Origin of the sequence: Noviherbaspirillum aridicola, assembly GCF_019656455.1 — a bacterium.
Classification (GTDB): domain Bacteria; phylum Pseudomonadota; class Gammaproteobacteria; order Burkholderiales; family Burkholderiaceae_D; genus Noviherbaspirillum; species Noviherbaspirillum aridicola.
The window spans coordinates 244246-257166 of the sequence record NZ_BPMK01000006.1 but is presented as its reverse complement, the minus strand read 5'-3'; the positions used below and the strand labels follow the sequence as shown (position 1 = coordinate 257166).

The window sequence follows — 12921 nt, the reverse complement described above, 5'->3', positions numbered from 1 at the left end:
GAGCGCGCCGAAATGCTCCATCAGTGGAACCACCACTACAACTGGCACCGCCCGCACCAAGGTATCGGCGGCAAAGCACCAATGTCCAGACTCTCAACCAACCGAAATAACCTCTTGCAACTTCACAGCTAGAGCGCGCCGGGCGCGTCCGAGCCGCTCGGCTGCGCGGGGCCTTTCTGGCCGGGATTGAGGCCCTTGTCGTCCGGGTTGTGCTGTTTGACCGGCACCTCCTCCCGTGCAACCCGCTCGCGCGCAAGCGCGTTGTCCAGCGCGTCCTTGCCGTTGCCGTTGCCGGGGCCGCCCGGCGTATCGCTGCCTGTCGCCATCAGATTTCTCCTTGTCGGGTGGACGGCGCCTGGCCGTCGCCCGCGTCGCCATCATTGTCCTGGGGCAGATCGCCGCTTTCGAGCGCCTCGATCAGCAGATCCGCCGCCTCGTCGAGTTCCGCCAGCAATTGCGCGATCCTCAGGCCCAGCATCTGCCGGGCCTGAAGCGCGACCTTGCGCTCACGCATCTTCATTTGCCTTCCCTCCTTGAATGCGGCCCGGACGCTGCGCGGTCGCGGGATCGGCTGCCCTTTCCTGCGCGCCCGAGGCACTGCCGGTGGGACTTGCGCCGCCGGCAAAAGATTCGCGCGGTTACGCCGCCTGAGCAGATTTATAACTGGAACTGAAATGGATCAACACCGTCTCAGTCACGCTTGCCCCGCTGCCTGTCCTTCTCGCCCTTTGTCCCGGATCGCCGTGTCTACGCTCGCTTCATTCAGTACCTCCGAAACCAGCATCTGCATCAACGCCTCCTGCGCCGAACTCGCGCTGCTGATACGCGCCAGCAAGGACAGCCTCCTGTCCACCTGGCGGACGGCGCTGCGCGCGCGCATGGCGGCGACGTGCGGCATGAGCCGACCGGCGCTCGACGACCATATCCCCGTGCTGCTCGACGAAATCGTCGCCGCCCTGGAGCGCGCGGAGGATGTGGCCGGCCATCCGCAGGTGGGCCGCAGCACCTCGTCCGATCACGGCCTGCAAAGGCTGGCCGACGGATTTTCGGTGGAGGAAGTCGTCACCGAATACAACATCCTGCGCGACTGCATGCACGATCTCGCCGAGCGCAACGGCCGCGGGCTGTCGGGCAAGGCGCTGCATATCCTCAACGGCGCGCTCGACACCGCGATCGGCACCGCGATCAAGGCCTACGTCGCGCAGCAGGCGCGCGACACGCGCCAGCGCCGCGAAGACTACCTCGCTTTCCTTGCCCATGACCTGCGCACGCCGCTGAGCGCGGTCGCCGTGTCGGCGCACCTGATCGATGCCGACACTTCATCGCACGCGCCGTCGTCGCGGCTGCGGCGGGCGCTCGATACCCTGCAGCGCAACGTGGGCGCACTGACCCGCCTCGTGGACAAGGTGCTGGAGGAGAATGCCGGGCTCGACGACGACATCCGCCTCGAGCGGCGCGATCTCGCGCTATGGCCGCTGGCCGAATCTCTCGTGCGCGAACTGCAGCCGATCGCCGACGCCGGCCGCACCGTCCTGTTCAACCAGGTGCCGGAAACCCTGCGCGTGAGCGCCGACGCGACCATGCTGCGCCGCATCCTGCAGAACCTGGTCAGCAATGCGATCAAGCACGCCCATGGCGGCGAGGTCCGTATCACCGCATCGGAACGGGATGGAGAACCGGGCACCGTGGTCTGCGAAGTCGCGGACAACGGCTCCGGCATCCCGGCCGATCGTCTGCCGCACATCTTCGAGAAGTTCGAGAGCGACGACAGGGAGCAGGGCGACCTGGGACTGGGGCTGACGATCTGCAGGAGTTTCGTTCAGGCACATGGCGGCGAGATCGCCGCCGGCGCCCGGGCGGGCGGCGGCACGGTGATGCGCTTCACCTTGCCTGCACAGCGCGACTGAGCGGCGGCGGGCGCGCCCGGCGACGGGCAGGCACCGGCGCACCCGTCGTACAATACGCGCCATGTACATCGACTCCCATTGCCACATCAATTTTCCCGAGCTTGCCGAGCGCCTGCCGGGCATCTTCGGCAAGATGGCCGAAAACAAGGTGACGCATGCGCTGTGTGTCTCCGTCAACCTGCCCGAGTTTCCGCAGGTGCTCGCGCTGGCCGAGCAGCATCCGAACGTGTTCGCCTCGGTCGGCGTGCATCCCGACTATGAAGACACGCCGGAGCCGGATGTCGAGCAACTGGTGCGGCTGGCCGACCATCCGAGGATCGTCGCGATCGGCGAGACCGGACTCGACTACTACCGCCTGGAGGGCGACCTGGAATGGCAGCGCGAGCGCTTCCGCACCCATATCCGGGCGTCGCGGGCCTGCGGCAAGCCGCTGATCATCCACACCCGTTCCGCCTCGGAGGACACGCTGCGCATCATGCGCGAAGAGGGCGCCGGCAGCGACGCCGGCGGGGCGGCGGGGGTGATGCACTGCTTCACCGAGTCGCTCGAGGTAGCGCGTGCGGCGATGGACATGGGCTTCTACATTTCCTTCTCGGGCATCGTCACCTTCAAGAGCGCGAAGGAGCTGCAGGCGGTGGCGCAGGAAGTGCCGCTGGAGCGCATGCTGATCGAGACCGATTCGCCGTACCTGGCACCCGTGCCGTATCGCGGCAAGACCAACGAGCCGGGCTATGTCTGCCATGTGGCCGAGTTCATCGCCAGGCTGAAGAACCTGCCGCTCGAGCAGGTGGCGCGCCAGACGACCGAGAATTTCTTCACGCTCTTCAAGGCGGCCGCATGATGAACGCATCCTCGCCCGCCGCTTCCGCGCGCCGGCGCGGCCTGCGCCTGCTGGCATCGCTGCCCTTGCTGGGCGTGTTGCCGGGGCTGGCGCTTGCCAGTTCCTATGTCGATTTCTTCCGCGCGGTGAAGATCGATCACGCGCCGAAGGTGAAGGAACTCCTCGCGCGCGGCTTCGACCCCAATGCCATCGAGGAGAGCCGGGGCGATACCGGCATGATCGTGGCATTGCGGGAGGAGGCGATGAATGTCTTCAGCCTGCTGCTGAACACGCCCGGCGTCGACATCGAAGCCAGGGCCTTCAACGGCGACACGGCGCTGATGACCGCCTGCTTCAAGGGCAATCTGCCGGCGGTGCAGGCGCTGCTGGAGAAGGGCGCCGAAGTCAACCGGCCCGGCTGGACGCCGCTGCATTACGCGGCCTATTCCGGCAGCACCGAGATCGTGCGGCTGCTGCTCGACAAGTCGGCCTACATCGACGCCGAGTCGCCGAACAAGACCACGCCGCTGATGATGGCGGCCATGGGCGGGAACATCCACACCGTCAAGCTGCTGCTCGACGAGGGCGCCGACCTGACGCTGCGCAACGAAGCCGGCATGAACGCGGTGGACTTCGCGGTCAAGCATGAACATCCGGACATCGCCGAGGGCCTGACCTGGCGCCTCAGGAAGATGGGCAAGCTCTAGTCCTGCCTCAGGCGATCGGCAGGATGAGCGTCGCTTCCAGTCCGCCTTCGGGATGGTTGCGCAGCTGTATGGCGCCGCCGTGCTGGACGGCGATGTTGCGGGCGATGGTCAGGCCCAGCCCGGTGCCGCCGGTATGGCGGGAGCGCGAGCTTTCGACACGGTAGAAGGGCTCGAAGACCTGCTCGATCTCCTGCTCCGGAATGCCGGGGCCCTCATCGCGGATACGGATCACCGCCTTGCCGCCCTCGCGCGCGACCCGTACCGACGCCCGCCTGCCGTATTTGGCCGCATTGTCGATCAGGTTGCCGAGGCAGCGCCGCAGCGCCAGCGGCCGCGCCATCACCGAGGCGGCGGTGGCGCCGTCCTTGCTCACCTCCTGGCCCGCATCCGACGCATCGTCGCAGACGCTGTCGATCAGCGAATCCAGGTCCATCTTCTGCACGGCCTCGGTCGATTCCATGCTGCGCACGAGTTCCAGCCCTTCGCGCACCATGCCCTGCATCGCCGCCACGTCGCCCGCCAGTTTTTCCTTGAGCTGGGCGTCCTCGATCTTCTCCAGCCGCAACCGCATGCGCGTGAGCGGCGTCTGCAGATCGTGGGTGATCGCGGCCAGGATATGCGCCCTCTGGCGAATGTGCTTGCGCACCTGCGCCTGCATCGCATTGAAGGCGGCGGCGGCCTGGCGGATTTCGAGCGCGCCTTTTTCGGGCAGGGGTTCGCGTTCGATGTTGTGCCCCAGTTCGGTGGCCGCGCGCGCCAGGTGCTGCAGCGGACGCATCGTCATGCGGGCAACGAAGGCGGCAAGCACGCCGAGCCCGGCGAGGAACAGCAGGGCGTAGACCGGGTCGATGCGGGGAGCGAGCGGGGCGGGGCGCGGCGGCAGCACCGCCAGCCGTACCCGCCCGCCGTCCTCGAGCGTGATCAGCAGGGCCTCGCAGCGGCCGGCGCGGTCGGGATGGCGGCGCGCCAGCCGTCCGGGCGGCGGCTCGCAGTCGCCGGGGCGGGTCGCGGTCGAGGCAACCTGATAATCGCCCGCCATGCGCTCGCCGAGGAGGCGGGCCAGGCGCGACTGTTCTATCGCCGGCTCCGCGCGGTCGACCAGTTGGGCCTGCATGCCGAGACCGGCGGCGGCGTCGAGGAAGGGTGCGCGCAGATGGGACGGCACGGTTTCGAGCGTCTGCACGAACTGCGTGACTCTTTCCACCGCATGGAAATCGCGGAACTGGCTGACCATCCGCTGCCGCTCGCCGAAAGACAGGCCGAGCGTCAGCGCCACCGTCAGCAGCACGCCGGCGAACAGCACCAGGAAGACCCGGGTGCTCATGGACTGGAAGAATGCCTTCATTCCCTGGTCACCGGCACCGACAGCACATAACCCTCATTGCGCACGGTCTTGATGATCTGCGGCGAGCGCGCGTCGTCGCCCAGCTTCTGGCGCAGGCGGCTGATCTGCAGATCGATGGAGCGGTCGAACGGATCGGCGTCCCGGCCCTGGGTCAGGTTGAGCAACTGGTCGCGGCTGAGGACGCGGTTCGCGTGTTCGATGAAGATCTTCAGCAGGCGGAATTCGGCGCCCGACAGCGCCACCACCACGCCGTCCTTGCTGATCAGGTGGCGCGCCGTGAAATCCATGGTCCAGCCGGCGAAGCGCGCCTGGCGGTCGGCCGGCTCCTGCATCTTCGGCGGCAGCGCGTGGGTACGCCGCAGCACGCTGCGGATGCGCGCGAACAGTTCGCGCGGCTCGAAGGGCTTCGGCACGTAGTCGTCCGCGCCCATCTCCAGGCCGAGGATGCGGTCGACCGGTTCGCCGCGGGCGGTCAGCATGATGACCGGCAGCGAGGAGCGCGCGCGCAGGTTGCGGCACAGCGTGAGTCCGTCTTCGCCGGGCAGGTTCAGGTCGAGCACGATCAGGTCGATGCGGGAATGATCGAGCACCTTCCACATCGCGGCGCCGTCCGCCGCCGTGGAGGTGCGGTAGCCGTTCTTTTCCAGGTACTCGGCAAGCAGGGAGCTGATGTCGCGGTCGTCGTCGACGATGAGAATGTGTGCGGGCGTGTCCATGGAGCGGATTATGGCAAGGTGCGGCGAGGGAGTTTTAGCGAATTGTATCCTGCTGTTTCCCCCGGAACAGGCGACACACAAGGATACAAAGGCGGCGTCCCGGCGGTACAAGCCGCAATACGGCCGACAATGACGGGATACAAAGCGGTCGCATCATGCCAAGCGTGCCGGGGGCACTGTAATCAACACTCTCACGCAAAGGAAGCATGATGACCACACTACGCAAAAGCATGATGATCGGCCTGCTGGCAGTCGGACTCGGCGCGGGCACCGCCGGCGCCTGGGCCGACATGGGCGAAGGTGGCTTCGGCCACGGCCGCCACGGACATGGCGGTGCGCGCATGCACTCGCCGGAACAGATGAAGCAGGCCTTCGAGAAGCGCCAGCAACAGCTGCATGACAAGCTCAAGCTCGACGCACGGCAGGAAACCGCCTGGAAGACCTATGTCGACACCATCCGCCCGGCCGCGCCCGCGACGCGCCCGAGCCGCGAAGAGCTGGCGAAGCTGCCGGCGCCGGATCGGCTGCAGAAGCGCATGGAATTCCTGCAGGAGCATGAAAAGCGCCTCGCCCTGCGCATCGCCGCCACCCGCGAGTTCTACGCGGTGCTGACGCCGGAGCAGAAGAAGGTGTTCGATGCCGGGTTCGCGCACGGCCCGCGCGGCGGCCGGGACCGCGAGCGCGGCCACCACGGCCCGCACGGCGAAAAGTCCTGACGGTCGGGCAGCCGGCCGTGCCGTGAAAATGCCGGTCTTCGGGGCCGGCATTTTTTTGCCGCCTCACTGTGTCGGCACGCGCCTTGCCGCTATTCGAGGTGAATATCGCGCAGTCAATCAGTGCAGCTTGATCCTCGGATTGCGCGCCCAGTTGATCGTCTCCGCCCAGGTTCCCAGCCAGGTCCGGAAGAATCCGTTCACGACGATCTGGTGATGCTTGTGCAGCCACCAGTACATCCACTTCGCGATCGTGCCCTCGATGAACACCGAGCCGCGCGCGACCGCGCCCATCAGGCTGCCGACGGTGCTGTAATCCCCTAGCGACACCAGCGAGCCGTGATCGCGGTAGACGAACTCCAGCAGCGGCTTGCCCTGCAGCCGGCGCACCAGCGACTTCGCCAGCGTCGCCGCTTCCTGGTGGGCGGATTGCGCGCGCGGCGGGACGGAAGGTTTGCCTTCTCCCTGCGGAATCGCGGCGCAGTCGCCGATGGCGAAGATGTTCGGGTCGCGCGTGGTCTGCATCGTGCGGTGGACCACGAGCTGGTTGATGCGGTTGGTCTCGAGGCCGTCGATCTCCTTGAGGAAGTCCGGGATCTTGATGCCGGCCGCCCACACCACGATGCCGCTCGGGATGAAACTGCCGTCGGCCAGCCTGACGCCTTCGCGGGTGACCTCGACCACGCGCGCGTTGGTGATGACTTCGATGTCGAGTTCGGTCAGTTCGTGTTCGACCGCGCTCGACAGCTTTTCCGGCAGCGCGGCGAGCAGGCGCGGCGAGGCGTCGATGACGACGATCTTGATGTCCTTTTCGGGATCGAAGTTGGCCAGGCCGTAGCTGGAGACGATCTTCGCGGTCATGTGCAGTTCGGCCGAGAGTTCGACGCCGGTGGCGCCGCCGCCGATGATGGTGACGGTGAAGCGGCCTTCGCCCGGCGCGCGTGCTCTCGCCTGGGCGCGCAGGCAGGCATTCACGAGGCGGTCGTGAAAGCGCTCGGCGGACTCCGGGGAGTCGAGCATGATGCTGTGCTCGTGCACGCCCGGCGTGCCGAAGTCGTTGGTCTGGCTGCCCAGCGCCATCACGAGGGTGTCGTAGGGAATGGTCTGGGGCGGCAGCACTTCCTCGCCCTGTTCGTCGTAGATCGGCGCGAGATGGATTTCCTTGCGCGCACGGTTGAGCCCGATCATGCGGCCCAGCCGGAAGTGGAAATGGTGACGCCTCGCGATCGCGAGGTACTCCATCTCGTCCTCGTGGCTGTCCAGCGTGCCGCCGGCGACCTGGTGCAGCAGCGGTTTCCACAGATGGGTGCGCGAGGCGTCCACCAGGATGATCTCCGCCTTGCCCCGTCTGCCCAGCTTCTTGCCCAGGCGTACCGCCAGCTCGAGGCCGCCGGCGCCGCCGCCGACGATGGTGATGCGGTGTGGTGACGTTGCGGTAGGGTGGTTCAATCGCTTCTCCTGACAGAGTGTTTGCTCGCGCTGCTATCGAAACGACAAGAGCGCCGCGCGATAATTCCCGGCCCGTGCAAGGCGGCATTCGCACCGCATGGCGGCCAAGCCGGAGGGCGTTGACTCAGGTCAAACAAATTGCGGGGCGCGTTTGCTAGATTCAAGCCCGCATGCCGCCGGAGCGGCGCAAGACCCACGGAAAATAAAATGACCGCCAAACCCGCCGCCCGCGACTTCCTGGCCCGGCTGCCGTTGTTCGACGAACTCGCGCCCGCCGAACTGGAACAGATCGGCCGGCATACCGCCGACCTCCATGTGGCCAAGGGCGACATCATCTTCCGCCGCGGCGATCCCTGCTCGGGCTTCCATATCGTCATCTACGGCCAGGTCAAGCTTGCCTTCGTCTCGGCGGAGGGCAATGAAAAGGTGGTCGAGATCATCGGCCCCGGCCACAGTTTCGGCGAAGCGCTGATGTTCATGGAAAAGCCCTACATCGTGACCGCGCAGGCGCTGGCCGATACGCTGTTGCTGCATGTGCCGAAGACGGTGATCTTCGAGGGGCTGGAGCGCGATCCGAAGTTCGCGCGCAAGATGCTCGCGGGCCTGAGCCGGCGCCTGCACGGGCTGATCTGCGATGTCGAGGCGTATTCCCTCAGTTCGGGCACCCAGCGCGTGATCGGCTATCTGCTGAAGGAGGCGGAGCGGGCGGAGGACGGCGGTCGCGTCCATCTGGAGGTGAGCAAGGTGGTGCTGTCGTCGCGCCTGAATCTCACGCCGGAGCATTTCTCGCGCATCCTGCATGACCTGAGCGCGCGCAAGATGATCAGCGTGGACGGCCGCGACATCACCATCCTCGACATCGAGCGGCTGCGGAACTACGAGGGCCGCTGAGCCAGGGTTTTGCGGTACAGCAGCACGGCCCGCAGGAGATTCCAGCCCAGCAGCGCGGACGACAGTGCGAACGCGAGCGCGGCCGGGCGCGACAGCGCCTGCGGCCAGACCGCCGCCGCCAGCAGCAGCAGGAGCGCGGCGAGATGCGCGCGGCACTGCCGCATCGCACCGGCGTCGCTGATGATCTGGCGCATGTTCGGCGCCTTCGCGCCCGCCAGCTGTTGCTGCAGGTGATGCCAGACCAGGAAGGGCACGATCTTGTAGAGCATGCCGCTGACGATGGAGGCGCCGAAGCCGACGATCATGAGTATGCCGAGCAGCAGGCCGCGCGCCTCGCCCGCATGCTCGCCGGCCCACAGCAGCAGGCTGCATGCGATACCGCTGGCCAGGCCGATGCGCCAGAACCAGGTGGTGGCATCGGGATTGGGCCGCTTCCGCTGGCGCAGCAGGCGCAGGGTGTAGCCGCAAAAGAGCGCGAGCAGGGCGGCGCCGAGCGCCGACAGCGCGTCGGCGGGCCAGGATGCCGGCATGGCACCGGGCCACCCGGCCAGGCTCCACAGCGGCAGCACGACAAACATGGCCGGCGCGAGCCAGCGGGTCAGTGTGCGCGGATAGACGGGCGTGACCTGGAACATGGGTACCACCTGGTAAGCGACGCCGGCGACCAGGATCAGAAGCCAGCCGCCGAGGCCCCAGGCGGCGTGCGCATCGGTGAGCGCCATCAGCGGCAGACCGAGCGGCCAGGCAAAGGTGGTGGCCGCCGCGGCGCCGAGCGCGACCGTGCCGGCCAGCGCCGCCGTCGCCAGGCGTATCCCCTGAAGCATCTCGCCGCCGGATGCCTTTTGCCACAGCCCGCGCAGGGCGACGCCGAACAGCAGGCCAAAGCCGAGCGGCAGCAGGACGAGGGCCGCCCTGAACGGCAGCGGGGCGCCGCTGAGGAAACCGGCGGCCAGCGCCAGCGTGCCGCCGATCAGCAGCAGATGGATGGCGCCCGCGCCGCGCCTCCCACCGGGAATGTCGATGCCCGACACCACCGGCAGAATCTGCAGCAGCGCCCCGATCATGGTCATGCTCAGGAAACCGAGCGTGAGCAGATGGGTCGCGGCGAGCGTGAGCGGCGACCAGCGCGACGTCATCGCCTGCGGCCCGTACCAGAGCAGCAGCATGGCGGCCGCGAGCGCGAACACCGGCGCGCCGAGAAAGAAACGCAGGGGCACGGAGAGGCCCGGCGTCTGCTCCAGCGACAGGATGCGTTGCATCAGGCGGCGCGGATCAGTATCTCGAACAAGCCGTCGTCGCGCGCGACGGTTTCATGCAGATAGCCGTTCTGGTCGAGGATGCGGTACAGCGGAAACGGCTGCCGCGGGATCAGCACGCGCAGCTGCTGCGCCGGCTGCAGGCGCCCGAGCGCATCGAGCACACGTTCCAGCGGCTCGGGCGGCTCGAGTCCGCAGACGTCGAGCAGGAGATCGTCGGGCGCGTTCATTGTGCTGTCGCGATGGCCTGCATCGCATCGATGAGTTGCGCCGACTCGCCGGCGAGCTGGCGATCGGCGAGGGGATAGAGTACGCCTTCTTCCTTCATGTTGTGCTGCTGAAGCAGCAGATTGAACGTCTCCGACAGGCCGAGGAACAGTTCGCGGTCGCGCGCGCCGAGCGCGGCGTTCATGTCGTCGAGCAGCGCGCGTATCTGCGCATGCTCCTGGCGCATGACCATGGTCGGGCCGAAGCCGGGACCGGTCGTCGATTCCAGGGCGGGAAAGAGAATGTCTTCCTCCATGCCGAAATGACGTTCGAGCAGGGCGGCGAATTCATCGAGCCGCGTCTGCGCCTGCGCCCACTGGGAGCGCGCCACCCCGGTTTCCGCCGCAGCGAACAGCGTGTCGCATTCGTCGTGGCCGTTTTCGAGATAGCTGGTGATGCTGTTCATGTGATGCCTCGCTGTAAAACCCGTGGTCATTGTCGCGGGCGGACCGCTTGGCAAACCTTGATTCAGGTTAAGGAATCCCCGGTCCCCGGGCCGTTAGAGTGATGCCGATCCTGCAAGACCGTGCATAAAATTTGTCGTTTTCCGTCAAGCCGGACGTACTTGACTGAGATCAAACAAATTGAATTTCCGCTTTGCTACATTCGCTCGTCTCATTCAACCCGGAAGGACCCCCGTGCTGCAATCCCCATTCAAATCCCTGCTCGTCAAGGGCAAGTCCCTGCTTCCCATCGTCCAGGGCGGCATGGGGGTCGGCGTCTCCGCGCATCGGCTCGCAGGCTCCGTGGCAGGGCTCGGCGGCGTGGGCACGATCTCCAGCGTGGACCTGCGCCGGCACCATCCCGACCTGATGGCCGAGACCGGCAAGTCGCGCAACAAGGAATTGATCGACAAGGCCAACCTCGTCGCGCTCGACCGCGAGATCGCGGCCGCGAAAGCGCTGGCGCAGGGCAGCGGCATGCTGGCGGTGAACATCATGCGCGCGGTGGAGCAGTACGCCGCCTATGTGAAGCAGGCCTGCGAGAGCGGCATCGAGGCGGTGGTGGTGGGCGCGGGCCTGCCGCTGGACCTGCCTGAACTGACCGCCGAGCATCCGAAGGTCGCGCTGATCCCCATCTTGTCCGACGTGCGCGGCATCGCGCTGATCCTGAAGAAATGGATGCGCAAGAACCGCCTGCCGGATGCGATCGTGATCGAGAATCCGAAATACGCCGCCGGCCACCTCGGCATGGCCCGGCTCGAGGATGCCGACCAGCCGCAGTATGCGTTTCCGGCGGTGCTCGAGGGCACGCGGGAATTGTTCAAGGAACTCGGCATCGAGCGCGAGCGCATTCCGCTGATCACCGCCGGCGGCGTCAACACGCACGAGCAGGTGCGCGAGCTTTTCTCGATGGGCGCGGACGCGGTCCAGCTCGGCACTGCTTTCGCCGTGACGGAAGAGGGCGACGCCCACATCAACTTCAAGAAAGTGCTGGCCGAAGCCAGGCCGGAAGACATCGTGACCTTCATGAGTGTGGCCGGCCTGCCGGCGCGCGGGGTGCGCACGCCCTGGCTGGCCAATTACCTCGACAAGGAAGCCAAGCTGCAGCGCAAGGCGGGGCCGAAGCAGTGCACCGTCGGCTTCGACTGCCTGCATCAGTGCGGCCTGCGCGACGGCATCGCCAAGTCGGGCCAGTTCTGCATCGATACCCAGCTGGCCTTCGCGCTCGAGGGCGACGTCAAGCGCGGCCTGTTCTTCCGCGGCTCCGAGAAGCTGCCGTTCGGCAGCGAGATCCGGCCGGTGAAGGAACTGGTCGAATACCTGCTGACCGGCGTGCGCTCGATCGCCGGCGCCGTCAAGGCACCGGCTGCGCCGGGCATGGTCCCGGCATGAGCGCGACGATGGAACTGGTGTGCCCGGCCGGCAGCCTGCCGGCGCTCAAGGCGGCGGTGGACAACGGCGCCGACTGCGTCTATCTCGGATTCCGCGACGCCACCAATGCCCGCAATTTCGCGGGACTCAATTTCGACGACGCGTCGATCGCCGAGGGCATCCGTTATGCGCACGGTCGTGGCGCCAGGGTGCTGCTCGCGCTGAACACCTATCCGCAGGCGGACAACTGGCAGCCGTGGCGCAACGCGGTCGACCGCGCGGCGCAGGCAGGCATCGACGCCATCATCCTCGCCGACCCCGCACTGATGGCCTATGCGCACGAAAAATATCCGCAGCTGCGCCTGCACCTGTCGGTACAGGGCTCGGCGACGAATTTCGAGGCGATCAACTTCTATCACCAGCGCTTCAACATACAGCGGGCGGTGCTGCCGCGCGTGCTGTCGATGGAGCAGGTGGAGTACGTAACGAAGAACACGCCGGTCGAAATCGAAGTGTTCGGCTTCGGCAGCCTGTGCGTGATGGTCGAAGGCCGCTGCGCGTTGTCTTCCTATGTGACCGGCGAGGCGCCGAACACCCATGGCGTATGCTCGCCCGCCCGTGCCGTACGCTGGCAGCAGACCCCCAGGGGACTGGAATCCCGTCTCAACGGCGTGCTGATCGACCGCTACGACGATGGCGAGAACGCGGGGTATCCCACGCTGTGCAAGGGCCGCTTCGACGTCAACAACGAGAACTACTACGCGATCGAGGAGCCGACCAGTCTCAACACGCTGGAACTGCTGCCGCAACTCGCCGCACTCGGCGTGCGCGCGATCAAGATCGAGGGCCGGCAGCGCAGCCCGGCCTATGTCGCGCAGGTGACGAAAGTCTGGCGCGAGGCGATCGACAACTGTCTCGCCGCTTCCCAGCGCTATTCGGTCAAGCCGGCCTGGATGGCCGAACTCAACAAGGTCGCGGAAGGCCAGCAGCACACGCTCGGCGCCTATCACCGCCCCTGGAAATGACGGAGATCCTG

The 12921-nt window shown here is 66.7% G+C and carries 16 protein-coding genes; 8 read left to right on the top strand and 8 right to left on the bottom strand.

The features are described from left to right. A partial coding sequence (locus tag NCCP691_RS08670) for an integrase core domain-containing protein (RefSeq protein WP_220807874.1) occupies nucleotides 1-132 on the top strand: 132 nt, incomplete at its 5' end. Here the strand turns inward: NCCP691_RS08670 and NCCP691_RS08665 are convergent. Then, nucleotides 129-326, bottom strand: a complete 198-nt coding sequence (locus NCCP691_RS08665; RefSeq protein ID WP_220807855.1) for a hypothetical protein — start codon at nucleotides 324-326, stop codon at nucleotides 129-131. The two genes, NCCP691_RS08670 and NCCP691_RS08665, sit on opposite strands and share 4 nt — an antisense overlap. Then, nucleotides 326-520, bottom strand: coding sequence for a hypothetical protein (locus tag NCCP691_RS08660; RefSeq protein ID WP_220807854.1), 195 nt, complete (start codon nucleotides 518-520; stop codon nucleotides 326-328). Before NCCP691_RS08660 ends, NCCP691_RS08665 begins: the two co-directional genes overlap by 1 nt. A 223-nt stretch (nucleotides 521-743) precedes the next feature. Here NCCP691_RS08660 and NCCP691_RS08655 point away from each other — a divergent pair, with 223 nt between their 5' ends. The 3 genes from NCCP691_RS08655 to NCCP691_RS08645 all read left to right on the top strand — a co-directional run bounded on the left by NCCP691_RS08655 (nucleotide 744) and on the right by NCCP691_RS08645 (nucleotide 3434). Beyond that, the gene (locus tag NCCP691_RS08655; protein ID WP_220807853.1) at nucleotides 744-1907 is read left to right on the top strand and encodes a sensor histidine kinase; all 1164 of its coding nucleotides are present in this window, start codon (nucleotides 744-746) and stop codon (nucleotides 1905-1907) included. 61 nt (nucleotides 1908-1968) lie between these two features. Continuing rightward, nucleotides 1969-2748 (top strand): TatD family hydrolase, encoded by a 780-nt coding sequence (locus NCCP691_RS08650; RefSeq protein ID WP_220807852.1) that lies wholly within the window; start codon nucleotides 1969-1971, stop codon nucleotides 2746-2748. Then, nucleotides 2745-3434: an ankyrin repeat domain-containing protein gene (locus NCCP691_RS08645; RefSeq protein WP_309295113.1), complete on the top strand. Its 690-nt coding sequence runs from the start codon at nucleotides 2745-2747 to the stop codon at nucleotides 3432-3434. The genes NCCP691_RS08650 and NCCP691_RS08645 overlap by 4 nt, the downstream gene beginning before the upstream one ends. Before the next feature lie 7 nt (nucleotides 3435-3441). On the opposite strand, the gene NCCP691_RS08640 is transcribed toward NCCP691_RS08645, so the two are convergent. Together NCCP691_RS08640 and NCCP691_RS08635 are read right to left on the bottom strand one after the other, a co-directional pair. Next, entirely contained in the window at nucleotides 3442-4779 is a 1338-nt protein-coding gene (locus NCCP691_RS08640) for an ATP-binding protein (RefSeq protein ID WP_220807851.1), read from the bottom strand. Then, a complete protein-coding gene (locus NCCP691_RS08635; RefSeq protein ID WP_220807850.1) occupies nucleotides 4776-5495 on the bottom strand; it encodes a response regulator in 720 nt (239 codons plus the stop codon). The genes NCCP691_RS08640 and NCCP691_RS08635 overlap by 4 nt, the downstream gene beginning before the upstream one ends. Before the next feature lie 206 nt (nucleotides 5496-5701). Between NCCP691_RS08635 and NCCP691_RS08630 the strand changes: the two genes are divergently transcribed. Further along, a complete protein-coding gene (locus NCCP691_RS08630) occupies nucleotides 5702-6211 on the top strand; it encodes a Spy/CpxP family protein refolding chaperone (RefSeq protein ID WP_220807849.1) in 510 nt (169 codons plus the stop codon). A gap of 117 nt (nucleotides 6212-6328) precedes the next feature. Here the strand turns inward: NCCP691_RS08630 and NCCP691_RS08625 are convergent, their stop codons facing one another. After that, nucleotides 6329-7657: an NAD(P)/FAD-dependent oxidoreductase gene (locus NCCP691_RS08625; protein ID WP_220807848.1), complete on the bottom strand. Its 1329-nt coding sequence runs from the start codon at nucleotides 7655-7657 to the stop codon at nucleotides 6329-6331. 207 nt (nucleotides 7658-7864) lie between these two features. Between NCCP691_RS08625 and NCCP691_RS08620 the strand changes: the two genes are divergently transcribed. Further along, nucleotides 7865-8548: a Crp/Fnr family transcriptional regulator gene (locus NCCP691_RS08620; RefSeq protein WP_220807847.1), complete on the top strand. Its 684-nt coding sequence runs from the start codon at nucleotides 7865-7867 to the stop codon at nucleotides 8546-8548. On the opposite strand, the gene NCCP691_RS08615 is transcribed toward NCCP691_RS08620, so the two are convergent. From NCCP691_RS08615 to NCCP691_RS08605, 3 genes are read right to left on the bottom strand one after another with little or no spacing between them, the layout of a single operon-like run. Then, nucleotides 8533-9807, bottom strand: a complete 1275-nt coding sequence (locus NCCP691_RS08615) for a hypothetical protein (RefSeq protein WP_220807846.1) — start codon at nucleotides 9805-9807, stop codon at nucleotides 8533-8535. The genes NCCP691_RS08620 and NCCP691_RS08615 overlap by 16 nt on opposite strands. Next, complete coding sequence (locus NCCP691_RS08610) at nucleotides 9807-10034, bottom strand: DUF2249 domain-containing protein (RefSeq protein WP_220807845.1); 228 nt, start codon at nucleotides 10032-10034, stop codon at nucleotides 9807-9809. The genes NCCP691_RS08615 and NCCP691_RS08610 overlap by 1 nt, the downstream gene beginning before the upstream one ends. After that, nucleotides 10031-10477 carry a hemerythrin domain-containing protein gene (locus NCCP691_RS08605; protein ID WP_220807844.1) on the bottom strand — a complete coding sequence of 149 codons (447 nt, stop codon included), beginning with the start codon at nucleotides 10475-10477 and terminating at the stop codon, nucleotides 10031-10033. Before NCCP691_RS08605 ends, NCCP691_RS08610 begins: the two co-directional genes overlap by 4 nt. A gap of 301 nt (nucleotides 10478-10778) precedes the next feature. Between NCCP691_RS08605 and NCCP691_RS08600 the strand changes: the two genes are divergently transcribed. After that, nucleotides 10779-11906, top strand: a complete 1128-nt coding sequence (locus NCCP691_RS08600) for an NAD(P)H-dependent flavin oxidoreductase (protein ID WP_373870337.1) — start codon at nucleotides 10779-10781, stop codon at nucleotides 11904-11906. After that, nucleotides 11903-12910 (top strand): ubiquinone anaerobic biosynthesis protein UbiU, encoded by a 1008-nt coding sequence (ubiU, locus tag NCCP691_RS08595; RefSeq protein WP_220807842.1) that lies wholly within the window; start codon nucleotides 11903-11905, stop codon nucleotides 12908-12910. The genes NCCP691_RS08600 and ubiU overlap by 4 nt, the downstream gene beginning before the upstream one ends. The last annotated feature ends 11 nt before the right edge of the window (nucleotides 12911-12921 follow it).